This is a genomic window from Pseudomonas sp. HLS-6 TE3448 (assembly GCF_053629555.1).
In genome coordinates, this window is the sequence record NZ_JBRJIO010000001.1 from 4,894,031 (window position 1) to 4,918,721 (window position 24,691).

Annotated in this window: 20 protein-coding genes and 1 pseudogene; 17 read left to right on the plus strand and 4 right to left on the minus strand. The window is 61.8% G+C overall.

Going from position 1 to position 24,691, the window contains the following annotated elements:
- Positions 1-263: 263 nt before the first annotated feature.
- From AB7M23_RS22465 to AB7M23_RS22545, 17 genes are all read left to right on the plus strand, one after another.
- A complete protein-coding gene (locus AB7M23_RS22465) occupies positions 264-617 on the plus strand; it encodes a hypothetical protein (protein WP_409278849.1) in 354 nt (117 codons plus the stop codon).
- A 99-nt stretch (positions 618-716) separates the two neighbouring features.
- Entirely contained in the window at positions 717-1,676 is a 960-nt protein-coding gene (locus tag AB7M23_RS22470; protein WP_099775428.1) for an AAA family ATPase, read from the plus strand.
- A 4-nt stretch (positions 1,677-1,680) separates the two neighbouring features.
- Entirely contained in the window at positions 1,681-2,625 is a 945-nt protein-coding gene (locus AB7M23_RS22475; RefSeq protein WP_065758598.1) for a DUF58 domain-containing protein, read from the plus strand.
- Positions 2,622-3,116 carry a DUF4381 domain-containing protein gene (locus tag AB7M23_RS22480; RefSeq protein ID WP_330522956.1) on the plus strand — a complete coding sequence of 165 codons (495 nt, stop codon included), beginning with the start codon at positions 2,622-2,624 and terminating at the stop codon, positions 3,114-3,116. The genes AB7M23_RS22475 and AB7M23_RS22480 overlap by 4 nt, the downstream gene beginning before the upstream one ends.
- On the plus strand, positions 3,109-4,185 hold the full coding sequence (locus AB7M23_RS22485) for a vWA domain-containing protein (protein WP_330522957.1): 1,077 nt from the start codon (positions 3,109-3,111) through the stop codon (positions 4,183-4,185). Before AB7M23_RS22480 ends, AB7M23_RS22485 begins: the two co-directional genes overlap by 8 nt.
- The gene (locus AB7M23_RS22490) at positions 4,182-5,909 is read left to right on the plus strand and encodes a VWA domain-containing protein (RefSeq protein ID WP_454242068.1); all 1,728 of its coding nucleotides are present in this window, start codon (positions 4,182-4,184) and stop codon (positions 5,907-5,909) included. The genes AB7M23_RS22485 and AB7M23_RS22490 overlap by 4 nt, the downstream gene beginning before the upstream one ends.
- Positions 5,909-7,531 carry a BatD family protein gene (locus AB7M23_RS22495; RefSeq protein WP_454242069.1) on the plus strand — a complete coding sequence of 541 codons (1,623 nt, stop codon included), beginning with the start codon at positions 5,909-5,911 and terminating at the stop codon, positions 7,529-7,531. Before AB7M23_RS22490 ends, AB7M23_RS22495 begins: the two co-directional genes overlap by 1 nt.
- Positions 7,532-7,616: 85 nt before the next feature.
- Positions 7,617-8,303 (plus strand): thermostable hemolysin, encoded by a 687-nt coding sequence (locus AB7M23_RS22500; RefSeq protein ID WP_454242070.1) that lies wholly within the window; start codon positions 7,617-7,619, stop codon positions 8,301-8,303.
- On the plus strand, positions 8,293-9,774 hold the full coding sequence (locus AB7M23_RS22505; protein ID WP_454242071.1) for an AMP-binding protein: 1,482 nt from the start codon (positions 8,293-8,295) through the stop codon (positions 9,772-9,774). The genes AB7M23_RS22500 and AB7M23_RS22505 overlap by 11 nt, the downstream gene beginning before the upstream one ends.
- Positions 9,771-10,463, plus strand: coding sequence for a TenA family transcriptional regulator (locus AB7M23_RS22510; RefSeq protein WP_454242072.1), 693 nt, complete (start codon positions 9,771-9,773; stop codon positions 10,461-10,463). The genes AB7M23_RS22505 and AB7M23_RS22510 overlap by 4 nt, the downstream gene beginning before the upstream one ends.
- A complete protein-coding gene (locus AB7M23_RS22515) occupies positions 10,450-11,259 on the plus strand; it encodes an SDR family oxidoreductase (protein ID WP_065758590.1) in 810 nt (269 codons plus the stop codon). Before AB7M23_RS22510 ends, AB7M23_RS22515 begins: the two co-directional genes overlap by 14 nt.
- Positions 11,256-11,900 (plus strand): hypothetical protein, encoded by a 645-nt coding sequence (locus AB7M23_RS22520; RefSeq protein ID WP_099775432.1) that lies wholly within the window; start codon positions 11,256-11,258, stop codon positions 11,898-11,900. Before AB7M23_RS22515 ends, AB7M23_RS22520 begins: the two co-directional genes overlap by 4 nt.
- Before the next feature lie 13 nt (positions 11,901-11,913).
- On the plus strand, positions 11,914-12,576 hold the full coding sequence (locus tag AB7M23_RS22525; RefSeq protein ID WP_099775433.1) for a response regulator: 663 nt from the start codon (positions 11,914-11,916) through the stop codon (positions 12,574-12,576).
- Positions 12,573-13,946 carry an ATP-binding protein gene (locus AB7M23_RS22530; protein ID WP_454242073.1) on the plus strand — a complete coding sequence of 458 codons (1,374 nt, stop codon included), beginning with the start codon at positions 12,573-12,575 and terminating at the stop codon, positions 13,944-13,946. Before AB7M23_RS22525 ends, AB7M23_RS22530 begins: the two co-directional genes overlap by 4 nt.
- A gap of 141 nt (positions 13,947-14,087) precedes the next feature.
- Entirely contained in the window at positions 14,088-15,326 is a 1,239-nt protein-coding gene (locus AB7M23_RS22535) for an exonuclease SbcCD subunit D C-terminal domain-containing protein (RefSeq protein WP_454242074.1), read from the plus strand.
- Positions 15,323-18,970 carry an AAA family ATPase gene (locus AB7M23_RS22540; RefSeq protein WP_454242075.1) on the plus strand — a complete coding sequence of 1,216 codons (3,648 nt, stop codon included), beginning with the start codon at positions 15,323-15,325 and terminating at the stop codon, positions 18,968-18,970. Before AB7M23_RS22535 ends, AB7M23_RS22540 begins: the two co-directional genes overlap by 4 nt.
- Positions 18,967-19,560 (plus strand): glutathione S-transferase, encoded by a 594-nt coding sequence (locus AB7M23_RS22545; protein WP_454242076.1) that lies wholly within the window; start codon positions 18,967-18,969, stop codon positions 19,558-19,560. The genes AB7M23_RS22540 and AB7M23_RS22545 overlap by 4 nt, the downstream gene beginning before the upstream one ends.
- 72 nt (positions 19,561-19,632) lie before the next feature.
- Here the strand turns inward: AB7M23_RS22545 and AB7M23_RS22550 are convergent, their stop codons facing one another.
- The 4 genes and pseudogenes from AB7M23_RS22550 to AB7M23_RS22565 all read right to left on the minus strand — a co-directional run bounded on the left by AB7M23_RS22550 (position 19,633) and on the right by AB7M23_RS22565 (position 24,608).
- Positions 19,633-20,772 carry a lactonase family protein gene (locus AB7M23_RS22550; protein ID WP_454242077.1) on the minus strand — a complete coding sequence of 380 codons (1,140 nt, stop codon included), beginning with the start codon at positions 20,770-20,772 and terminating at the stop codon, positions 19,633-19,635.
- Positions 20,738-21,030: pseudogene (locus tag AB7M23_RS22555) on the minus strand (DUF5629 family protein). Before AB7M23_RS22555 ends, AB7M23_RS22550 begins: the two are co-directional and overlap by 35 nt.
- 114 nt (positions 21,031-21,144) lie before the next feature.
- Complete coding sequence (locus AB7M23_RS22560; RefSeq protein ID WP_454242078.1) at positions 21,145-23,541, minus strand: efflux RND transporter permease subunit; 2,397 nt, start codon at positions 23,539-23,541, stop codon at positions 21,145-21,147.
- Positions 23,538-24,608 (minus strand): WD40/YVTN/BNR-like repeat-containing protein, encoded by a 1,071-nt coding sequence (locus tag AB7M23_RS22565; RefSeq protein ID WP_454242079.1) that lies wholly within the window; start codon positions 24,606-24,608, stop codon positions 23,538-23,540. Before AB7M23_RS22565 ends, AB7M23_RS22560 begins: the two co-directional genes overlap by 4 nt.
- Between the last annotated feature and the right edge of the window lie 83 nt (positions 24,609-24,691).

A 24,691-nucleotide genomic window follows, 5' to 3' on the forward strand; every position in this document is an offset into this window, starting at 1 on the left:
AACGATAGCCAACCCTGAGCAGGAAGACGGTAAAACCATTGGTCACATTCACCAATTCAACGGATGAGCATCTGCAAAAACGACTGCCGCTCCAGAGCTAGGCTGTGTCTTTACGGGTGACCATCGACAACGCAGCTTAACGAGGCCTGGGAGGCGCCTGCTTGCGCCGCTGCGACATATTCGGTCATTGACGTGCAGGCTGACGTTTATCCGCCAGCTGAACACTGGCAGAATCATGCCTCACCTTATTGATCGAGCCTTCCATGCAACTGACCACCGCCCAATTGATGGCCACCCCGTGCGACGACGAAGAAGACAACATGGCGACGCTGTGTTGCATCAGTGACAAGGGCGAAATGTTCCTGATGACCCGTTACCCGGATGAAGACGAGGTGGAAATCACCCTCGACGACGAGCCTTCGACCCTCGACGGCCTGAAGATCACCCTCGGCCCGCAACGCCTGTTGATCGAGGTCGCGCCTGGCGACGCGGATGCACTGGGCGGTGACGACCACCTGGAAATCACTCACAGCACGCCGGCCAGTGACCTGGCTGAAGTCGAAGAAACCCTGCAGAACATCCTCAAGGGTACCGGTACCTACGTCAGCGAACTGTAAGGAGGTTAGTCGCCAAGCCCCTGGATAGATTAAAGTATCAACCCCTGCCGACGGCTTTTTCGGACTGCACCTCGGCTCTTTATCCAGGAACCCTCGACGATGGAACATCGTGAAGCGCTGATCGCGCTGCGCACCTTTCTTTCAACCCAGATTCTTGGCCAGGAAAAACTGGTCGAGCGCTTGCTGATCGTGCTCCTTGCCGATGGCCATATGCTGGTGGAAGGCGCGCCGGGCCTGGCCAAGACCAAGGCGATCAAGGAACTCGCCGAGGGCATCGAAGCCGAGTTCCACCGGATCCAGTTCACCCCGGACCTGCTGCCGGCCGACATTACCGGCACCGAGATCTACCGCCCGGAAACCGGCAGTTTTGTCTTCCAGCAAGGCCCCATCTTCCACAACCTGGTGCTGGCCGATGAAATCAACCGGGCACCGGCCAAGGTACAGTCGGCCTTGCTTGAAGCCATGGCCGAGCGTCAGGTCAGCGTCGGGCGCAGCACGTATGAGCTCTCGCCCCTGTTCCTGGTGATGGCCACCCAGAACCCGATCGAACAGGAAGGCACTTACCCGCTGCCTGAAGCACAGCTCGACCGCTTCCTGATGCACGTGAAAATCGGTTTCCCGGATGCCGCGGTCGAGCGACGCATTCTTCAACAGGCTCGTGGCGAAGCCCTCAACGGCGAAACCAAGCCGGAACGTCGCGTCAGTCAGCAGGCCATTTTTGCCGCACGCAAGGAAATCCTCGGCCTGTACATGGCCGATGCGGTGGAGGAATACCTGGTACAACTGGTCATGGCCACCCGCACTCCAGCCAAATTCGACACCGAGATGGCCGACTGGATCGCCTATGGCGCCAGCCCTCGTGGCTCCATCGCCCTGGACCGTTGCGCACGGGCTCACGCCTGGTTGGCGGGCCGAGACTTTGTCAGCCCCGAAGACATTCAGGCAGTACTGTTCGACGTACTGCGTCACCGCATCATTCTCTCCTTTGAAGCCGAAGCCGCCGGTATTGACCAGGACCGGGTGATCCAGCGCATCCTCGACGTCGTTGCCGTGGCCTGATCCCATGCCCTCTCAACTGCTGGCGGCCCCAGGCATTCGCATCGGTCTTTCAGAACTGATCGAAATGCGGCATCGCGTGCGCGAGGTGCAGCTGTTTGCCGCCCCCGGCCAACGCAGCCCGCTGATCGGCTTGCACCATTCGAAGCTGCGCGGACGTGGCGTGGACTTCGATCAGGTGCGGGTCTATCAAGCCGGAGACGATGTGCGCAATATCGATTGGCGAGTGACGGCGCGCACTCAGGAGCCGCACACCAAACTGTTCCACGAAGAGCGCGAGCGCCCCATCTACATCCTGGTGGAGCAGAGTCAGCGGCTGTTCTTCGGCTCCGGCCTGATGTTCAAGTCGGTACTTGCCGCCCAGGCTGCGGCGCTGATTGGCTGGGCGGCGCTGGGCCACAATGATCGTATCGGTGGCCTGGTGTTCGGCGACAACGCCTATTATGAGATCAAGCCGCGGCGCAGCAAGCAAAGCCTGCTGCAGTTGCTCAACCGACTGGCCCGCGCCAACCAGGCGTTGCACACCGAAGCGCAACCGCAAGGCGATACCCTGGGCATGGCCTTGCGCCGCGCGCGGGAAGTTCTGCGCCCCGGCAGCCTGGCCATCGTCATCTGTGACGAGCGGGCACTGAGCACCAGTGTCGAACAACAACTGAGCCTGCTCTCACGCCATTGCGACCTGCTGCTGTTGCCGCTTTCCGATCCACTGGATCATGCCCTGCCGGCAGCCGGTTTGTTACGTTTCGCCCAACGGGGGGCGCAACTGGAGCTGGACACCCTCGACGCCAACCTGCGCCAGAGCTACCGCAGCCAGGGCGAGGCGCGCATCGAGCGCTGGGAGCTGCTGGCACAGAAGCTGAGGGTGGTACTCATGCCCTTGAGCACCCAGAGTGAAATGATCGAGCAACTGCGCGAGTACCTCAATCCGCAACGTCCAGGGCAAAAACGATGAACGGCCTGGAACAGTTGCAACCCTTGATCGCGCCGGAGCCGATTGGTCTGTGGCCACCAGCACCTGGCTGGTGGGCCTTGCTCCTGCTCCTGCCGCTGCTCGGCTGGGGCGCCTGGCGCCTGCGTCACTGGCGGCCGGGGAAAAAACCCATCGTGCGTGCCGAGTTGCCGCTTGACCCCATACGCCTTGAGGCCCTGGCCGAGTTGGCGCGCCTGACAAAACCCTACGACGGCGCACCCGCCGGTGCCTGGTTGCAGCAGATCAATGCGCTGCTCAAGCGGCTCTGCCGCAATCATTACCCTGGCAGCCATAGCCACACCCTCAATGGTCGGCAATGGCTGGCGTTTCTCGACAATCGCTGCCCGGCTGCGGGCCTGACGCGTTGGATGGTGCTGGTCGAAGGTGCCTACAAACCCGAGTGCAAGCTCGATGACAAAGCAATCGCCGGGCTGACCCAGGCGGTTGAGATCTGGATCCGCAAACATGTTTGAGCTGGCATGGCCGTGGGTCTTCGCCCTTTTTCCGCTACCCTGGCTGGCGCGCTGGCTGCTGCCCGCCGCCGACAGCGGCGAACCGGTGCTCAAGGTTGCCTTCCTCGATGAACTGGAAGGCCTGGCCGGACGCCGCGCCCGGCTGAACCTGCCCACATGGCGGCAACAGACGCCGTTTATCGTCGTCTGGCTGTTGCTGTTACTGGCCGCCGCGCGGCCCCAATGGCTCGGTGAGCCTGTGCCTGTGGCAGCCAGCGGCCGTGATCTTATGGTCGCCGTGGATGTTTCCGGCTCGATGGACTTTCCCGACATGCGCTGGCAGGACGACGACGTCAGCCGCCTGACCCTGGTAAAGCAGCTATTGGGCGATTTTCTCCAGGCCCGTCAGGGTGACCGCATCGGCCTGATCCTGTTCGGCAGCCAGGCCTACCTTCAGGCCCCCCTGACGTTCGACCGGCGCACCGTGCATACCTTCCTCAACGAAGCGCAGATTGGCATCGCCGGCAAGAACACCGCCATCGGTGATGCCATCGGCCTTGCCGTCAAGCGCTTGCGGCTACGCCCGACACAAAGCCGGGTGCTGATTCTGGTCACCGACGGCGCCAACAATGGCGGGCAGATCCATCCGCTGACCGCCGCACGCCTGGCAGCTCAGGAGAGCGTGAAAATCTACACCATCGGCATCGGCGCAGACCCCGAACAGAGCGGTACTGCTGGCCTGCTTGGCATCAACCCAAGCCTGGACCTGGATGAAGCCTCGCTCAAGGAGATTGCCGAGTTGACCCATGGCGCCTATTTCCGCGCGCGCGACGGCAAGGAATTGACGGCTATTGGCGAAACACTCGACCGCCTGGAGCCCGTCGCCCAACAACCGACGCAGGCCCGCACTGCCGAGGCGTTGTACAGCTGGCCACTGGCACTGGCGCTGCTGCTGAGCGTGTTGCTGGTGGTGCGTGAGCGCTGGCACGACAATCCGCTGCAACGCCTGCTCAGCAGCCGACACTTCCTGCAACCGCACCCTGAATGGCGCGAACGCCTCAAGCGTCTGCGTCTGCGGAGGCGTCGATGATCGAACTCTGGCCACAATGGCTACGCCCTGCCTGGCTGCTGGTACTACCGCTGCTGGGCTGGTTGCTGTGGAAGCTCTGGCATCGCCAAAAGCGTGCCGGTCGCTGGCAGATGATCTTGCCTCCGGCATTCCACGCCGTACTGCTGGGTGGTGGCAACGGTCGCGACAGCAAGTTGCCGTGGGTGGCATTGGGGGTGGCGTGGCTCGTGACGGTCATTGCCTTGCTGGGGCCGAGCTGGCAGCGCCTGGAGGAAACCCGACAGCGCCCAGCCGATCCTCTGGTGGTATTGCTGGAGCTGACACCGCAAATGCTTGCGACTGACAGCCCGCCCAATCGCCTGGAGCAGGCACGGCGAAAACTGCTCGACCTGCTCGAGCATCGCCGCGACAGCCAGACCGCGATCATCGTTTATGCCGGCAGCGCGCATACACTGGTGCCGCTGTCCGACGACCTGGACACCAGCCGCAACCTGCTTGAAGCCCTGGACCCCTCGATCATGCCGCAAACCGGGCAGCGCGCTGACCTGGCCGTACGCAAAGGCCTGGCCCTGCTGTCACAAGCTGGCCTTGGCCAAGGCCGTTTGCTGCTGATTGGCTCCTCGTTGAGCACCGAGGAACGGCAAGGCATCGTCCAGGCGCTGGGCCGCAAGGGACCAAAGCTGCTGATGCTAGGTATTGGCAGCGCAGAAGGCGCACCGGTAAAACAGAGTAATGGCGAATTCCTCAAGGATGCCGAGGGCACGATTCTCATGCCCCGCCTGGACAGCGCAAGCCTGAGGGAGTTTGTCATGGAAACCGGCGGCAAGTACCGCCATGCCCGAATCGACGACCTGGACCTGCGCGGCCTCGGCCTGTTCGCCCCGCCCCGGGCATTGCATGACGATGGCCAGACGGTGCAGTTGGACAGTTGGGCCGATCAGGGCTACTGGCTGCTGCTGCCGCTCTTGTTGCTGGCGGCCTGTGCGGGCCGTCGCGGCTGGCTGTTCTGCCTGCCGTTGCTGTGGGTGCTGCCACAACCCAGCCATGCCTTTGAACTTGATGACCTGTGGCTACGCCCGGACCAACAAGGCCAGCGCCTGCTTGAACAACAACGCCCCGCCGAGGCAGCAAAACGCTTCCAGAACCCGCAATGGAAAGCCCTGGCACTGTACGAGGCCGGTGACTATGCCGGCGCGGTGCGCCTGTTCGCTGAAAGCAACACGGCGGCTGCCCACTACAATCGCGGTAACGCCCTCGCACGCAGCGGAGAGTTGGAGGCCGCCGTGGATGCTTATGAACAGGCGCTGGAGCGCCAACCGGAACTTCAGCCGGCCATTACGAACAAAGCACTGGTCGAGCAACTGCTGCGCCAGCAAAAAGCTGCCGAGCAGGAACAGGCTGCGGCCACTGAAACGGAAACCGAACAGAACGCGCCCGGTACAACGACTGACAGCAACACGGATAGCCGCAGTACCGCCGCGGCTGACAGCGAGCAAGACACTCAAAGCGCACAAGAACAGCAAGGCCAGAACCCGTCGTCGGGGGCAGAACAAACGCAGCAAGGGAACAGCGGCGACCAGGATGATGAAACCACTCATCCGCCGCAACGGCCAAGCGACAGCAGCCTTGACGCCGAACAGCGCCAGGCCCTTGAGCAGTGGTTGCGACAGATCCCGGACAACCCTGCCGAACTGCTGCGCCGAAAATTTTGGTATGAACAGCAACAACACCAGGAAACTCATTGATGAGACGCGCCTGCGCCCTCGTTTTCAGCCTTGCCCTCAGCCTGCAGGTACAGGCCGCCGCGTTGCTTGCCAGCGTCGACCGCACACGCCTGAACGCCGGTGAAACGCTCGAGCTGACCCTTCAAACCCAGGACATCACCCAGTTTGGCAAGCCAGACCTGGAGCCCCTGCAGGCCAATTTTGAGGTTCGCGACACTCGCCAGGTGAACAACCTGACCACCCTCAATGGCGAAACCCAAGCCAGTACACGCTGGATCATCACCCTGCTTCCGCGTCAAAGTGGCAGCCTGCAAATACCCGCGCTGCAGCTGGGCGAGGTCAGCAGCCAGCCGATTGAGCTTCAGGTGCTGCAAGCACAGGATAACGTGGTCGAGAACCTGGCTCCGGTGTTCATCGAAGCCAGCCTCGACCAGGACAGCATTTATGTGCAGGCCCAAGCCGTTTTAACCCTGAGGATCTACCACTCGGTAGCCCTGTACGATGACAGTAGCCTGAGCCGGCTCCAGCTGGAGGGCGCGAAGGTAGAACCGCTGGGCGAATCACGGACCTACGAGAAAGAAATCAACGGTGTACGCCATGGCGTGATCGAAATGCGCTATGCGATCTACCCACAGCAAAGCGGCAACGTGACCATTCCGTCCCTGACCTTCAGTGCCACCACCGTAGAACCGGCGACAGATCAAGACAGCGCCCCGCGCAGTGGCAAACAGACCCACGTGAGCTCTGCACCGATTACCTTGTTGGCCAAACCCATACCAGCCACTTACCCGGCCAACACGCCTTGGCTACCGGCGCGCAACCTGACCCTGGAACAACACTGGAGCCCGGACCCGACGCAAGCCTCAACCCAGATTGGCGACTCCCTGACCCGTACAGTGACCATCAAGGCCGAAGGCCTGTCCAGCACACAGATACCACCTCTGGCGAACACTGAGGTCATAGGCCTGCGCCACTACCCTGACCAACCGCAACTGCGTAACGAGATCAACGACCGCGGCCTGCTCGGTAGTCGCGAAGAGCGCGAGGCGCTGGTGCCAACGCATGCGGGCACACTGGAGCTGCCCAACCAGGAGGTCATTTGGTGGAACACCCGAGAAGACCATCTGGAGCGCAGCAGTCTGCCCGCGCGAACCTTGCAGATTCAGGACAACCCGGCACTCAGCGCGGAAACGCCGAGCACGTCGATCCCCCTTGAAAACGGCCCGCTCTGGCCCTGGCAACTCAGCACACTGATACTGGCCCTGACCACCTTGAGTGGCTTTGCCCTCTGGTGGCGGGCCCGCTCACAACCGGCCGTGCTGCGTGCGGCTCAAAGCGGCCCGAGCCCGCGCACCCTGCTCGACGACCTCAAACGCGCCTGCCAGGCCAACGACCCGCAGGCCACCCGGCAGGCCCTCGACGCCTGGGCGCGCCAGCAACCCGAAACCCTTGCCGAAATGGCGGCTCGCTTCGTTCCATTGTCCGATGCCCTGGATGGTCTGAACGGCGCGCTTTACAGCGAAACCGGACAATACTGGCAAGGCGAAGAGCTGTGGCGGGCCATTGGCACTATCCCAACCGCTGAACAGACTCAACCGACACCCGGCGAAAGTAGTAGCCTGCCACCCCTCTATCCCAAGTAATCAGCCGCTCTAGCCTGCGCATCTTCAGGCTTCCTTAAGAAAACTCGTCGACACTTGCTCCCAACGATATACAGGAGCAAGCACGATGCCTGAGCCCACCGACACCATTTGGCCCTTCGCTTTACCGCTTCGGCTGGCACCTGAGAACAGCGCGATGTTGAGCCTGGCGCACGCGTTGCCCAACAGCGATGAGCGCCCACTGTTCGAGGACTTCATCCGCCAGCGTTTTCACTTGGTACATGGCGCCGACATACGTCACTTCATGCCTGAGCTGTTTGGCCTGAAAGACCAGAACAATGCCTTGTGTGCCGTCGCTGGCCTTCGCCGCGCCAGCACCTCAGGGTTGTTTCTGGAACAGTATCTGGATGCGCCAATCGAGCACTACATCCCGTCAGAGAACGAGCAACCGACGCAGCGCGACTGCATTGTCGAAGTCGGCAATCTGGCCGCCAGCGATACCGGCAGCGCCCGCCTGAGCATCATCACCATGACCTGGCTGCTAGGTGCTGCAGGCTTTCAGTGGGTCTCGTTTACCGGCAGTACCGGCCTGGTCAACAGTTTCCATCGCCTCGGTTTGAAACCTACCACCCTGTGCGCAGCAGATCCTCAGCGCCTGGGCGATGAGCGCCACACGTGGGGCCAGTATTACGACAGCCGCCCGAGTGTCCACATCGGCAACATCTGCAGTGGTTTCCAACACTTGGCCAAGGTCGGGCTGTTCAAACGACTTGGCCTACCACCCGTCGATCGGGAGACCTGCAATGTCGCCTGAACTGAGCCTGTTTGAAAATCAACTGCAACGCCATGCACAGGAGCGCCCTTTTGCCCTGGCCCTATGGGGTGACGAACTGCGTCTGGACTATGAAGCGCTGTGGTCAGAGGTCAATTATCGCCGCCGGTTACTGAGCGAGCAGCCTGAAGGCTGTGTAGTGCTCGCGCTGGACAACAGCCCCGAGGCGATGCTGTGGGACCTGGCCGTGCTCTTTGAAGAGCGCCCATGCCTTACCCTGCCGCCCTTTTTCAGCCCTGCGCAACGCCAGCACTGCCTGGAGCAATGCCAGGCACCGCTGGTCGTCGCTGACTCCGGCATGGCAAGCGAACTCGAAGCGGCAGGCTACCGCTTCCAGGGCACCCTGTGGAGCAAGGCCGCGGTCTCAGCCGTGGTACTGCCAGAGGGAACCGCGAAGATCACCTTCACATCGGGCACGACCGGCGCCCCCAAAGGCGTGTGCCTCAGTGCCGACAGTTTCCTGCGGGTGGCCCGAGAGCTGGCGGCGGCCAGTGAGCCTGTAAAGCCTGATCATCACCTGGCGCTGCTGCCCTTGGCGATCCTGCTGGAAAACCTCGGTTGCTATGCCGCCCTCTTTGCAGGTGCGGTGCTAAGCCTGCCTAGCCAGGCCCGCCTGGGTATTCGTGGCGCCAGCGGCGTCGATACCCCCACCTTCCTGCGCTGCCTGGCAGAACGCCGCCCACACAGCCTGATTCTGGTCCCGCAATTGCTGCAACTGCTGGTCGGTGCAACGCAAGCGCAGGCATTCGATCCTTCCTGCCTGCGCTTTGCCGCGGTAGGCGGTGCACGGGTATCCCCAGGCCTGCTTCAAGGTGCACACCAACTCGGCATACCGGCCTATGAAGGCTACGGCTTGTCCGAGTGCGCCTCGGTGGTGTGCTTGAACGTACCTGGCGCTATCAGGCCGGGAAGCGTTGGGCGACCATTGCCCCATGTAGAGGTCAAGCTGGCTGATGACGGCGAAGTACTGATTCAAGGCTCGACCATGCTCGGCTACCTGGGCAACCCGGCCCAACCGGAAGCGTGGCTGGCCAGTGGCGACATCGGTGAGTTCGATGACGAAGGCTTTCTGTACATCAAGGGCCGCAAGAAGCATCAGTTCGTCACCAGCTACGGCCGTAACGTCAATCCCGAGTGGGTGGAAGCAGAACTCACCCAAGGCGGGGTCATTGCCCAGGCATTCGTGCATGGCGAAGCCCTGCCCTATAACGCAGCCCTGCTCTGGCCTCATGACCCGAGCTGCAGCGACCAGGCCCTTGCCGATGCCGTAGCCAAGGCCAATACAGCCCTGCCCGACTACGCACGCGTTCATCACTGGCTGCGTTTGCCTCAACCCTTTACCCCTGCCAATGGCTTGCTGACCGCCAATGGCCGACCACGCCGCGATGCCATCCTTGAGCAATACCACGCGGCACTGGACTCCTTTAATCGTTCTGAGGAACTGTCGTCATGAGTTTTTTTGAAGCCCTGCAAGCTGCAACCGCCCAGGAACGCAGCGCGCTGTTTGAAGTTCCGGTCATCCGCAAGGCACTGGCCGGTGAGGTCACACTGGAGAGCTATCGGGCCTTCCTGATTCAGGCCTACTACCATGTTCGCCATACCGTACCGCTGATGATGGCCTGCGGTGCACGCCTGCCCGAGCGACTGGAGTGGTTGCGCCACGCAGTGTGCGAATACATCGAAGACGAGTACGGCCATGAGCAGTGGGTACTGAACGATATCGTCGCCTGCGGCGGCGACCGTGAAGCGGTGCGCACCGGCCAACCCGATCAACCCATCGAGCTGATGGTTGCGTTTCTCTATGACCTGATCGCACGTGGCAACCCGGTGGGCCTGTTCGGGATGGTCAACGTGCTTGAAGGCACCAGCATCGCCCTGGCAACCCATGCCGCCGAACGCATTCGCGACCGCCTGGCACTGCCTGAGGAGGCCTTCAGCTACCTGAACTCCCATGGCGCGCTGGATATCGGGCACATGCAGACCTACCGCAAACTGATGGACCGCCTCGACGACCCGGCTGATCAGGCCGCGGTCATTCATGCCTCGAAAGTGGTCTACCGGTTGTATGCGGACATGTTCCGGGCACTGCCGCAAAACACCCAGGCACCAACCCTGCTGGAGAGCAATCATGCGGCTCAATGAAGCCCGAGTCGTGCTCACCGGTGCCAGTGGTGGCATTGGCCTGGCAATCACCAATGCGCTGCTCGCCAGCGGCGCTCAGGTACTGGCAGTGTCTCGCCATGAAGACGCCTTGCGCCCAAGCATGACGCGTTACCCCAGCCAGCTGCGCTGGGTGTCGGCAGACCTGACCAGCGCCACAGACCGGCATAAAGTGCAGAATGCCGCCCAGGCCATGGGCGGCATCAATCTGCTGATCAACGCCGCCGGGGTAAACCAGTTCGCCATGCTTGAGCAACTGGAAGACAGCGACATCAGCCACATGCTTGACCTGAACATCATCGCCCCGATTTCGCTGACACGCTTGCTGTTGCCACTTCTCAGAGAGGCCCCAGCAGCAATGGTGGTCAATGTCGGTTCAACCTATGGTTCGATCGGCTACCCCGGGTACTCCCCCTACTGCGCCAGCAAATTCGCCTTGCGCGGCTTTTCCGAAGCACTGCGTCGAGAGCTGGCCGATACCCGGGTGAACGTACTTTATGTGGCCCCACGAGCGACCCAGACACGCATGAACAGCGCGGCTGCACAGGCGCTCAATGACGCCCTGAAAGCCAATACCGACGACCCGGAAATGGTCGCCAACGCCGTGATCCACGCCATTGCCGGTGACCGCCGCGACCTTTACCTGGGCTGGCCTGAGCGTTTTTTTGTAAGCCTCAATAACCTGCTGCCAAGCCTGGTAGACCGCGCCCTGCGCAAGCAGCTGCCGTTGATCAGACGCTTCAGCCATATTGGCTCCACGGAGAAAAACAAACCATGAAAAAACTGCTGATCGCCCTGCTGGCCACCGTATCAAGCACCTCACTGTGGGCCATGGACGCCACCGACCAACAACGCCTGAGCGATATTCAACAGCAATGGGCAAAAATCCAGTACGAAACACCCGAGGGTAAACGCGCCGATGCCTTCGAGCAGTTGGCCGCAAAGGCCAATGCCTTTTCCAAGGAGCGCCCAACCGCAGCCGAGGCCTGGATCTGGTCTGGCATCGTCACCAGCAGTTGGGCAGGCGCCCAAGGCGGGCTCGGTGCCTTGGGCAAGGTCAAAGAGGCGCGCAGCGACCTGGAAAAAGCCTTGTCGATCGACCCGACGGCGCTGCAGGGTTCCGCCTACGCCAGCCTCGCTGCACTGTATGATCGAGTGCCTGGCTGGCCGGTCGGCTTCGGTGACAGTGACAAGGCCGATACGCTGCTCAAACAAGCACTGCAGATTAACCCCAACGGTATAGACAACCTGTACTTCTGGGGCGACCATCTCTACCGCCAGAAGCACTACGCTGAAGCCAAGGCTGCCTTGCTCAAGGCACAACAGGCTCCTGCTCGTCCGGGTCGAGAAAGCGCCGATAAAGGGCGACACAAGGACATACAGGCGCTGCTGGTTGAAATAGACAAAAAACTCAACTGACCAAGGAGCCGGCATGCGACTGCTGCTGATCGAGGACGATGTTTCGCTGGGTGAAGGTATCTACCAGGCACTGAGCCGCGACGGCTATACCACCGACTGGATCAAAGACGGTAGCAGCGCGTTGCACTCGTTACTGAGTGAAACCTTCGACCTGGCCATCCTCGATCTTGGCCTGCCGCGCATGGACGGGCTGGAGGTGTTGCGGCGTCTGCGCAGCAGCGGCTCGAACCTGCCCGTGCTGATCCTGACCGCGCGTGATGCCACCGAAGACCGCATTGCCGGCCTTGATGCCGGTGCCGACGACTACCTGGTCAAACCTTTCGACCTGGCCGAACTCAAGGCGCGCCTGCGCGCCTTGATGCGACGCAGTGCCGGGCGCGCCCAACTGCGCATCGAACATGCTGGAATCAGCCTGGACCCTGTCAGCCATCAGGTCACCTATCTGGGACAGCCAGTTTCATTGACCCCCAAAGAGTACCAACTGCTGTACGAGCTGCTGTCCCCCCCCGGCCGGGTCATGACCCGCGAACGGCTGACCCAGTTGCTCTACGGCTGGAACGACGAAGCAGAAAGCAACACGCTTGAGGTGCATATCCACCACTTGCGCAAGAAGCTCTCCAGTGACTTGATCCGGACCATTCGCGGCGTTGGCTACCTGGTGCAAGAAGCACGATGAAATCCATCCGGCGGCGAACCCTGACCCTGATCATTGGCCTGTTGATCGGCGGCCTGATGACCCTGTCTGTGCTCAACCTGCATGACAGCAACCACGAAATTGCCGAAGTCTACGACGCCCAACTGGCACAAAATGCCCGCTTGCTGCAGGGCATCATGCGCATGCCAATGCACAACAGCGATCACAGCGAACTGTACCGTGCGTTCAACGAGGCGCTGGGTCAGGCATCCCCTAAGGTCGATGGGCACCCTTACGAAAGCAAAATGGCCTTTCAGGTCTGGAACCTCGATGGCCAGTTACTGGTGCATACCGCCAGTGCACCGAGCTTCACTGCACCGCCGAGCGATGCCGGCTTCAATGATGTGGTCGACCTGAAGAACCAGCAATGGCGTACCTTCGTGCTGGTCGACACTGAGCACTCCCTGCGCATCTGGGTTGGCGAGCGCGACGATGTGCGTAACGACCTGGTCAACCGCATCGTCCGCCACACCCTTGGGCCCAACCTGATTGGCAGCCTGTTGTTAGCGACGATGATCTGGTTTGCCATTGGCTGGGGGCTCAAACCACTGGCCAATATGGCCACGACACTGCGCGCCCGCCACCCCGGGTCGCTGGAGCCCATACAACTGTCACCATTGCCCAATGAGCTGGAGCCGATGCAAGCCGCACTCAATCGGCTGCTGGGACAGATTCAGGAAGTCCTTGGCCGGGAGCGACGTTTCATCGCCGATGCGGCCCACGAGTTGCGTACCCCGCTGGCAGTGCTAAGGGTACACGCGCAGAATCTGCAGGAAGCGCGCAACGACGCGGAACGCCAACAGTCCCTGCACAACCTGATTGCCGGTGTGGACCGAACCTCGCGCCTGGTCAATCAACTCTTGACCATGGCACGCCTGGAGCCACGGCTTGGCAGCGCACCACTACAGCCCATCGACCTGACTGCCAGTGTGCGTGACTCATTGGCACAACTGACCCCCTGGCTGCTCGACAGGGGCCTTGAGGTGAGCCTGGAAGCGCCTGAGGCGCCCCTGCGGATACTGGGCGATAGCGCAACCCTCGATATTGCCTTGAACAACCTGGTCACCAATGCCGCGAATTTCTCACCCAAAGGCGGGCTGATCACCGTGCGCCTGGAGGAGACCGCCAGCGCAGTGCTGCTGAGCGTCGAAGACCAAGGCCCTGGCATCGACCCAGAACACCGTGATCGCCTGTTCGAGCGATTCTTCAGCCGTGGCAACGACCAAGGCGCCGGCCTCGGCCTGGCCATTGTACAAACCATCGCCAAGCGCCTCGGCGCAAAAGTCAGCCTGGACAACCTGCCGCAGGGTGGCCTGTGTGCAAGCGTGCACTTCCCCCTGGCGCATGCCTGAAGTTCGCATGTCGCCGGTTGTCTCGGCCCTGCTGATCCCGGAAACTGGCAACCCCTGGGCGTAGTCGCGCTACCATAGCCGACCGCCCCTGCTGGCCAACGCTGCCCAGAGCGACCCGGTTTCCTCTGCACAGGACTTTCAATGCGTCTGTTTCACACCTCCGACTGGCACCTGGGGCAAACCCTCCACAGCCAGGAACGTGACTTCGAACATGCCTGCTTTCTCGACTGGCTGCTCGGCCAACTGGCCCTGCGTCAACCCGATGCCCTGCTGATTGCCGGCGACATCTTCGATACGGTCAACCCTCCGGTCAAAGCCCAGGAACGCCTGTACGACTTCATCGTCCGCGCTCACGAACAGCAGCCTGCGCTGGATATCGTGATCATTGCCGGCAACCATGACTCCGGTGCCCGTATCGAACTGCCGGCACCGTTGATGCGCCGCCTGCGCACCCATGCCCTGGGCCGTGTGCAGTGGCTGGATGACGGCCAGCTCGACAGTGATCGCCTGCTGATCCCGCTGACCGATGCCAAGGGCAAAACCCGCGCCTGGTGCCTGGCGCTGCCCTTCCTGCGCCCGGCCGAGGTGACCGGCGCACACGTGGGTGACGATTACCTGCACGGCATCGCCCAGGTACATGAACGCCTGATCGCTGCCGCTGAAAGCCGACGCAAACCGGGGCAGGCGCTGGTCGCCATCAGCCATGCGCACATGGCTGGCGGGTCGATTTCGGAAGACTCCGAGCGCAGCCTGATCATCGGCAACGCCGAAGCACTGTCGGCCAAGCTGTTCAGCGACTCGGTGGCGTATGTCGCCCTGGGCCACCTGCACAAACCGCAGCGGGTCAACGGTGAGGAACGCATTCGCTACAGCGGCTCGCCGCTGCCGTTGTCGTTCTCGGAAATTGGCTATCAACACCAGATACTCGAGGTGGAACTGGACGGCGCGGCACTGCGCAGCGTCGAGCCACGGCTGGTACCGCGGGCCGTGCACCTGCAACGCCTGGGCCCTGCCTCCCTGAACGAGGTGCTGGAGCACCTGGCAGCGCTGCCGGAAGTCGACCTGCTGGCCGACCTGCAACGCCAGCCCTGGCTGGAAGTGCGCGTGAGTCTGGATGAACCGCAACCGGACCTGCGCCAGCAAATCGAACTCGCGCTGAACGGCAAGGCCGTGCGCCTGGTACGGATCGCCGTCGAGTACGCCGGCGCTCAACAGGATGACGACGACAGTAGCCCCTTGATTGAACTGGGCCAACTCAGCCCGCAAGACCTGTTCAGCCGCGCCTGGGAGCAGGCCTATGGCAATGCCGTGGACGAGCAGACACTGGCCGACTTCGCCCAACTGCTGCAGGACGTGCAACAGGAGGAGGAGCACCCATGAAAATTCTCGCCATTCGCCTGAAAAACCTTGCGTCCCTGGCCGGCCCTTGCGAAATCGACTTCACCGCCGAGCCCTTGGCCAGTGCTGGCCTGTTTGCGATCACCGGCCCCACCGGCGCGGGCAAGAGCACCTTGCTCGATGCCTTGTGCCTGGCACTGTTCGGCGCTGTACCACGCCTGAACAGCATTGGCCGGGAAACCAAACTGCCAGAAGTCGACAGCGAGATCCTTACCAGCGACCCGCGCACGCTGCTACGCCGGGGCACCGGCAGCGGCTTTGCCGAAGTTGATTTCGTCGGTATCGACGGCCACCGTTACCGGGCACGCTGGGAGACCAACCGCGCCCGCGATAAAGCCAACGGCAAGCTGCAAGGCAGCCGTCAGAGCCTGCATGACCTGGACGGCAACCAGTTACTGAGCAGCCAGAGCAAAAGCGAGTACAAACAGCTGATCGAGGCCAAGCTGGGGCTCAACTTCGAACAGTTCACCCGTGCGGTCATGCTGGCCCAAAGCGAGTTCAGCGCCTTCCTCAAGGCCGACGACAAGGACCGCAGCGAACTGCTGGAAAAACTCACCAACACAGCGATCTACAGCCAGTTGGGCCGACGCGCCTACAGCAAGAGCAAAGAAGCCGAAGATATCCACAAGGCCTTGCAACAACAGGCCAGTGGGATCACGCCGCTCAGCCCGGAGGCACGCGCCGAACTCGACCAGCGTGTTGAACAGGCACAACGCCAACTCAAGACCGAACAGGCGCAACTGCGCCAGTTCGAGCAGCAGCGCAGTTGGCTGACAGAGCTAGGCCACTTGCAGGCGCAACAATGTGCCGCCGCCGAGGACGCCCACAGTGCCCAGCAGCACTGGGAGCAACTGGCCACAGAACGCTTGAACCTGGAGCGGCTGGAGCAGTTGGCGCCGCAGCGCCATCAGTTTGCCCGACAACTGGAGCTGACCGGCCAGCGCTCGCCACTGGACGTTGCCATTGAACAACAGCGCCAGCAACAGGTTGAGTTGCAGGCCGCCCAGCAACAGCTGGAACAACACCTGCACCACGCACGCGAGGCACTGAGCCAGGCACTGGCTCAGCAGGCGCAAAACGCGCCGTTGCTGCGCCAGGCCTTCGCCGAGCAAGACACCTTGGCGCGCCTGGAACAGGAACTGGCCGACAGCCTTGCCCTGCACCAACAGGCCGAACAGGCCTCCCGCGAGGGCCAGCAGCAGCTACACACCCTGATCGAACAACAGCAGCGTAACAGCGAGCGCCTGAACCAACTGGACGAGCAACTCGCGCACAGCGCGCACCTGTCCGGCCTGGGCGACGCCTGGAGCGCCTACCGAGGCCAACTGCAGCAACTGATGCTCATTGGCAACCGGCTAAACAAAGGCCGCGAGGAACTGCCCGCCCTGCAGCAACGCGCCACGGATGCGGCCCGCCAACTGGAAGAACAGCGCACACACCTGGCGCAGATCTACCACGAAGCCGGCGCTGAACCCGAGGCCCTGGCAGAGCAGATCAGCCTGCTGGGAACGCTGCTGCAAGACAACCGCAAGCAACAGCGTGCGGTCGAAGAACTGACCCGGCTCTGGAACAGCCAGCAGGATCTGGACAAACAAATCCACGCCTTGCGTGAACGTCAGCAGGCCGCGCAGCAGCAACGCGAACAGTTGATCAGCGAGGGACTGCAAGGCAAACAAGAGCTGATTGCCGCCGAGCAGGCACTGAACCTCACACGACAGCTGCTTGAGCGTCAGCGTCTGGCCCGCAGTGCCAGCGTCGAAGAGCTCCGAGCGCAGCTACAGGACGACCAGCCCTGCCCCGTCTGCGGCAGCCAGGAACACCCGTACCACCAGCCCGAAGCGCTGTTGCAAAGCCTTGGCCGACATGACCAGGATGAAGAAGCCAACGCCCAGCGCCTGGTCGACGGGCTGAAAGAAAAACTGGATGAACTGCGAGCGAAACTGGCCGGCGTCAATGGCCAGATCAAGGAATACCTGCACCAGCACGAACACCTTGTCACTCAACAGCAGGCGTTGGCCCCCAGCCTCGATGCTCACCCGCTCTACGCCCAGTTGGCCCATCAGGACAGCAACGCCTGCTCGGCCTGGCTGGAGCTTCAACTGCGCCGACTGAATGATGACATCAACCGGGACGAGCAACGCCAGCACACACTGCTTACGCTTCAGCAGGACGCCGCCCGCCTGCAGCAACAACTGCAGGTAGCCATCGAGGCCTGCCAGCAGGCCTCGCTGCACGTGAGCCAGCAACAGCAGGCGCTGAGTGACGACGAGGAACGCCTGGAACAGGCACTGGCAAGCTTCGCCGGCCTGCTGCCCGCCGACATCCTGCAAGCCCTGCGTCAGGAACCGTCAGCCGCCTTCCTGCAACTCGACCAGCAACTGGCGCAGCGCCTGGAACTGATAGGCCGGCAAAAAGACGAGCAACAGGACTACAACGACCGCCAGCAGCAACTGGAAAAGGCCAGCCTGCAACAACAGGCACGGGTACAGAAGCTGGAGGAGCTGCAGCAGCAGGTCGTTGCCCGGCAAACCCAACAGCAGCAGGCAAAAGCAACGCTAGACGGCCTGCTTGGCGAGCACGAAAACGCCCAGCACTGGCAACAGCAACTGGAGCAGGCCGTTGAACAGGCGCGCAGCGTCGAAGCGACCACCCAGCAGCAACTGCAGGACAGCCTCACCCGTTCGATCGAGCTGACAGCCGAGCTCAAGGCCAAAGCGCAACAGCGAGATGCCCTGGAAGAGGAGTGCCGTCAACTGGAGGCCGTCATCGGCCAATGGCGACACGCCCATCCTGAATTGGACGATGCCGGCCTGACACAATTGCTGGCGTTCGATGACGAACAGATCAGCCAGTTGCGTCAGCGCCTGCAAAACGCCAGAAAAGCCATCGAGCACACTCAGGTGCTGGTGCAAGAGCGCGAACAGCGCCTTCAGCAACATCAGGCCCAAGCCAACGGGGAACTGCCAGCCGATCAGCTGGAACAAGCCATGGCCGCGTTGCAGCAACAGCTGCACACCCGCGAGCAACAGTGTGCCGAACTGCGCGCCGAGCAAGCCGACGACCAGCGCCGCCAACAGGCCAACCAAGCGCTGGCAGAACAGATTGCCCAGGCCTATACCGAGTGGCAACGCTGGGCGCGCCTGAACGCCCTGATCGGTTCTGCCACTGGCGATACCTTCCGCAAGATCGCCCAGGGCTACAACCTCGACCTGCTGGTGCACCATGCCAACGCACAGCTGCGTCAATTGGCCCGCCGCTACCGGCTCAAGCGCGGCGGCAGCCTGTTGGGCCTGCTGGTGCAGGATACCGAGATGGGGGATGAACTGCGCTCGGTGCACTCCTTGTCCGGGGGCGAAACCTTCCTGGTCTCGCTGGCGCTGGCCCTGGGGCTGGCGTCGATGGCCTCGAGCACGTTGAAGATCGAGTCGCTGTTCATCGACGAAGGCTTCGGCAGCCTCGACCCCGAATCGCTGCAACTGGCCATGGATGCACTGGACGGTTTGCAGGCTCAAGGGCGCAAGGTCGCGGTGATCTCTCATGTGCAGGAAATGCACGAGCGGATTCCGGTACAGATCCAGGTTCGTCGCCAAGGCAATGGCCTGAGTACCCTGGAGGTCAGTGGATGATCCTCTATTCGTTTCGGCGCTGCCCTTACGCCATGCGTGCACGCATGGCCTTGCGCTACAGCCAATGCCCGGTCGAGATCCGCGAGGTCAGCCTCAAGGAAAAACCGGCCGACATGCTCGCCTTGTCGCCCAAAGGTACGGTGCCGGTGTTGAGTGTCGAGGGCAAGGTGCTGGAGGAAAGCCTGGACATCATGCGCTGGGCCTTGGCCCGGCATGACCCGCAAGACTGGCTGCTGAGTACCGACTCACAGGCTGCGCAACAGGCCAACGCACTGATAGCGCGTAACGACAGCCTGTTTAAAGTCAGGCTCAACCACTACAAGTATGCCGAGCGCTACCCGGCGCATTCGCGTGAGGAATACCGACAGCTGGCCTGTGAAATCCTTGATGACCTGGAGGCACACCTGGCGCAGCACGACTACCTGCTCACCTCGCACCCAAGCCTGGCGGATGTGGCCCTGATGCCGTTCATTCGCCAGTTCGCCGGGGTCGAACCAGCCTGGTTTGCCCAAGCCCCCTACCCCAGGCTGCGAGCTTGGCTGCAGGGTTGGCTGGACTCGGCGCTGTTCAAGGCAATCATGGCCCGCTGAAGCCACCCACCCTGTTGTTGCATCGCAGGCAAGACCTGCTCCTACCTGTTGGAGCGGGCTTGCCCGCGATGGTCAATTGACGAACTTCAGGTCCGAAGGCGCATCCTGGGCAAGCTTCTGCACAGTCTTGCCCAGCAGGCCGGTGTGCCGGTCACGCTGGATGACCACGATCTGGTTGCTCTTCTGGTTGGCAACCAGCACATAGCCACCGCTCGGGTCGAGGGTGAACTCGCGAGGATGATCACCTTCCACCGAACGCCGTTGCAGCGGCGTCAGCGTACCCAGGGCCGAGTCGATTGCGAACACCAACAGCTGGTTGGCTGTGCCGCGATTACTCACGTACAGGAAGCGCCCGTCCGGCGAGAGGTGCAAGGCCCCCGCCGCTTTGCTGGTCGGCGCCTGAGAGTCGCTCAAGGGCAGCCGTTGACGCTCGATGAGTACGCCATCCTGTACATCGAACACCACCACTTCAGCACTCATCTCAAGGGTCAGGTAAGCCTGTTTGCCAGTGGCTGCGAACACCAGATGGCGTGGCCCACTGCCCGGCGGCAGGTTGACCGCCGCAGGGCGGGCCGGGCCCAAGGGGCGCTCGGGGTTGGCGCTGTCGTAGCGATAGATGAACACCTTGTCGGCGCCCAGATCGCAGGCATACAGGTAGCGCCCGTCCGGCGACGACACCGCCGCATGCACATGGGAACCGGACTGGCGCTCAGGGTTGACGTAGCTGGGCGGATGGCGTTCTTGCTGCACCACCGGCAACAAGCGCCCGTCTGCCGCCACGGGCAGCACCGACAGGCTCCCGCCCGGGGTTGGCTGCACCGCATAGTTGGCAACGAACAGGTAGCGCCCGTCATTACTGAGGCTGGCGTGGGTCGGCTCGTCACCCAGGCTGTCGAGCCGGCTCAGCGGGCTTATCGCACCGCTGCCGGGGGCAAGCGCAAAGCTGCTGACCTGGCCATGCCCGGCGCCGTTTTCGTTGACCGCAAACAACAGGCGACGGTCACTGGACACGACCAGCCAGGACGGGTTGACGCTCTGCACCACCTGCAGCGGCTCTGGCTCGATCTGCCCGCTCTGGCTGTCAAAGCGGTAGCGATAGATCCCCTCGCTGCTGCCCTGGGTGTAGCTACCGACCAGCAGTTCGTGGCCTTGCGCCGTAGCCGTCATGGCAACAACACTATTGATCAATAGACACGTCAGTAGACGTTTCATCGTCATCCTCTTCCGAGGCGCGCAAGGCACTCATGCACACCAGACGGTGCTCGACACCGTCGGCCGCGATCAACCAGTCGCCGCCGTCCGCGCGGGCGGCATTGATCTGCTCAATGCTGAACTGCCAGCGTTTGAGTGCACGGCCATCCATGCATTCAACCTGCAGACCGGTCTCATCGAAGGTGGGAAATCAAAGGCATGCAGGCCGTCGATCAACAGCATGTCGCTGGCTTGCAGGGCGTGGGAAAGGGTCGTCATGAGAGAGGTATCATCGTGCGGAAAAGCACAATGATACTCCAATGCAAACAACATCGCCGGCACCCCATCCCCCGTAGGGGCCGGCGTTGCCGGCGATGCGCTCAACCGAGGCGATCAATGGGCGAAAATCGACCCACCCTCCTTGCCCACCAGTTTCTCCGGCTTGATCAGGAAACGTGCCAGTGCCGGCAACAACCACAATGCGCCGAACATGTTCCAGAGCAACATGAAGGTCAGCATCAAGCCCATGTCAGCCTGGAACTTGATTGCCGAGAAGATCCAGGTCGCGACGCCAATGGCCAGGCACAAACCGGTGAACAGCACCGCCTTGCCGGTGGACTTGAGGGTTTGATAGTAGGCCTCTTGCAGCGGCAGCCCGGCGCGCAGGAAACTCTCCAGGCGACTGTAGATGTAAATACCGTAGTCCACACCGATACCCACCCCAAGCGCCACCACAGGCAGGGTCGCCACCTTCACACCGATGCCCATGAAGGCCATCAGCGCATTACCCAGCACCGAAGTCAGCACCAGCGGCAGCACGATGCACAAGGTCGCGGCAAACGAGCGGAAGGTGATCATGCACATCACGGCCACACAGATGTACACCAGGATCAGGATGGTCAGCTCGGCCGACTTGATCACGTCATTGGTCGCGGCCTCGATCCCGGCATTGCCCGCCGCCAGCAGGAATTCCAGGCCGTCCTTGTTGTGTTCATCGGCGAAGGTCTGGGCCGCCTTGATCACGCGATCAAGGGTCTCGGCCTTGTGATCGTTGAGGAACACCAGCACCGGGGCCAGCGAACAGTCGCTGTTGTACAAGCCGTCTGCACGGGAGATCGAACTGTTCAGCACATCCGGGTTACGCGACAAGGTCTCCCATTTGAGGTTGCCCTCGTTCATGCCCTTGATGACCTGCTTGGACACCGTCACCAGTGAAATCGCCGATTGCACGCCCGGGGTGTTTTCCATGGTCCACATCAACTCATCGACCGGCGCCATGGTCGAATAGACCGAGCAGCCTTCGGATGGCGTCTTGACCATGATCACCAGCACATCCGAGCTGGTCGAGTAGTTACTGATGATGAAACGGTTGTCCAGGTTATAGCGCGAGTCCGGGCGTAGTTCAGGCGCTCCCTGGTCGAGGTCACCGATCTTCAGGTTCTGGCTGTACCAGAGGCCACCACCGAACGCGAACAGCGCCAGCACCACTGACACAGGCGCAACCTTGGCACTGGCAAAGCCGGACAGCAGCCGCCAGAACGGGTGCTCACGCGTGGCATCGCGCTTGCTGCGCTCGATAGCCTTCTTGCTGATGCCGACATAGGAGATCGCCACCGGCAGCAGGATCAGGTTGGTAAAGACGATTACCGCTACACCGATGGAGGCGCCAATGGCCAACTCGCGGATCACCCCGATATCGATGATCAGCAGGGTGATGAAGCCCACCGCGTCGGCCAGGATGGCAATCATCCCCGGCAAGAACAGTTGGCGGAAGGTTCGCCGTGCAGCGATCAGGGCATTGTCGGCATCGCTGGACTGCAAGGCGATACCGTTGATCTTCTGCACCCCATGGGAAATGCCGATGGCGAAGATCAGAAACGGCACCAGCATCGAGTACGGATCCAGGCCAAAGCCCACCGCGTGCATCAAGCCCAACTGCCAGACTACCGCTACCAGGGTGGTGATCAGCACGGCGATGGTGCTACGGATACACCAGGTAAACCAGTACAGCAGCACCCAGGTGATGGCCAAGGCGATGCCGAAGAACATCGCGACCATCATCAGGCCATCGATCAGGTCACCAACCTTCTTGGCGAAGCCGACGATGTGGATTTTTACATTGGGGTTCTGTGCCTGGAACTTGTCGCGGATCTTCTCTTCCAGCTGATGGGAGAACTGCTGGTAATCCAGCTTGATCTGTTTGCCCTGGTCCTGCGGGTCGGGGTAGGACTCCAGCAGCGGTACATCGACAATGCTGGACTTGAAGTTGTTCGCCACCAGGCGGCCAATCTGCCCGGACTTGAGCACGTTGCTGCGCAGTTCATCCAGGCTGTCGGCGGAACCATCGTAGGTCTTCGGAATGACCTCGCCACCGGCAAAACCTTCTTCGGTCACCTCGGTCCAGCGAACGTTCGGGCTCCACAACGACTTGAGCGCAGAACGATCGACACCGGGAATATAGAACACCTCATCATGGATCTGGCGCAGGGTTTCCATGTAGTGCTTGTCGAAGATATCGCCATCGACTGCCTCCACCGAGATACGCACCGTATTGCCAAGGTTGGCCAGGTCGTTACGGTGCTCAAGCATTTTCTCGATAAACGGATGCTCAAGCGGGATCATTTTCTCGAAGCTGGTCGAGGGGCGGATCAAGGTGGCCTGCCAGAACAGGAACAGGCTGACGACCAGGCAGATGAAGATGACGGCGGGCCGATTGTTGAAAATCAGGCGTTCAAGAATCGACGCCTTGTTCTGATGGTGGTGGGTGCCGAACGATTCCCGACTGGTCATGGTTGTACCCTCTCAGCGCCAGATGACGTGGCAACATGGATGCCGCCCTGGCCTACCAGAATCAGCTTGCCATCCGTGACTGCGCTGGCAGCCGCCAGCGCGATACGATCGGCCCGGTTATAGACACTGAAGCTTGCACCATCGTCGGTGCTGCGCAGGACGCTACCGCCATTACCGACCAGCACCAGGCTGCCATCGTCCAGAAGCGTCGCGCTGGACAAGCCGAACTCCAACTGCCCGCGTTCGGCATGCAAGGGGATGGTTTGCCAGGTGTCACCAAAGTCGGTGGAGCGGAACAGGTTGCCGCGCAAGCCATAGGCCAGCAGCGTGCGTGCTTGCGCCGTACCGACCACACCGAACAACGAGCCTTGGTAGGGGCCTTCCACCCGGTTCCAGGTTTGCCCGGCGTCGGCTGAACGGAACATCACGCCCTGCTCTCCAACGATGAACAGCCCTGCATCCTTCACCGCCGCGATGCCATTGAGGTGCAGTTGATCTTCGTTATCCAGACGGTCGCTGACCTCTTGCCAGGCTGCGCCGCCATCAACGGTTTCAAGCAGAGCCCCATAAGCCCCCACGGCAAGGCCGTGCTGCGCGTCCTGGAACCACACATCCAGCAAGGGCGCTTCACGCTTGAGGTCTTCGAATTGCTTGCTCCAGGTCGCGCCGCCGTCACTGCTGGCGAGGATCTGCGCATCATGGCCTACCGCCCAGCCATGGCGGGCATCGGCAAAGTAAACCGCAGTGAGCATCTGCCGGGTGGGCACCCGTGCCTGGGTCCAGGTCTGCCCCTGGTCATCGGAGAAAAGGATGTGGCCACGGTCACCAACCGCTACCAGCCGGGAGCCGGCCTTGGTGACGTCAAGCAACAGGCTGTGAGCCGCCTTATCGGACTCAATGGCGTAGACCGTTGCCGAGGCTGCAGGCGCCTGCGCCTGCCCCGCCTCGATAGCATTGGCAAACATGCCCAGGGCCAACGCCAGAAGGCTGCTGCCAACCAACACGGTCGGCCCCCTGCGCCCTTGTCCTGCACCATACCCGGTGCGCGCCATGACGGGCTCACCCATAGATCTCTCCCCCGATTTAATTGTTATTTGGGTCAAATCCAGTTGCGGGCACAGCCAAAAACCCTGTTCCAGAGCCCCGCAAT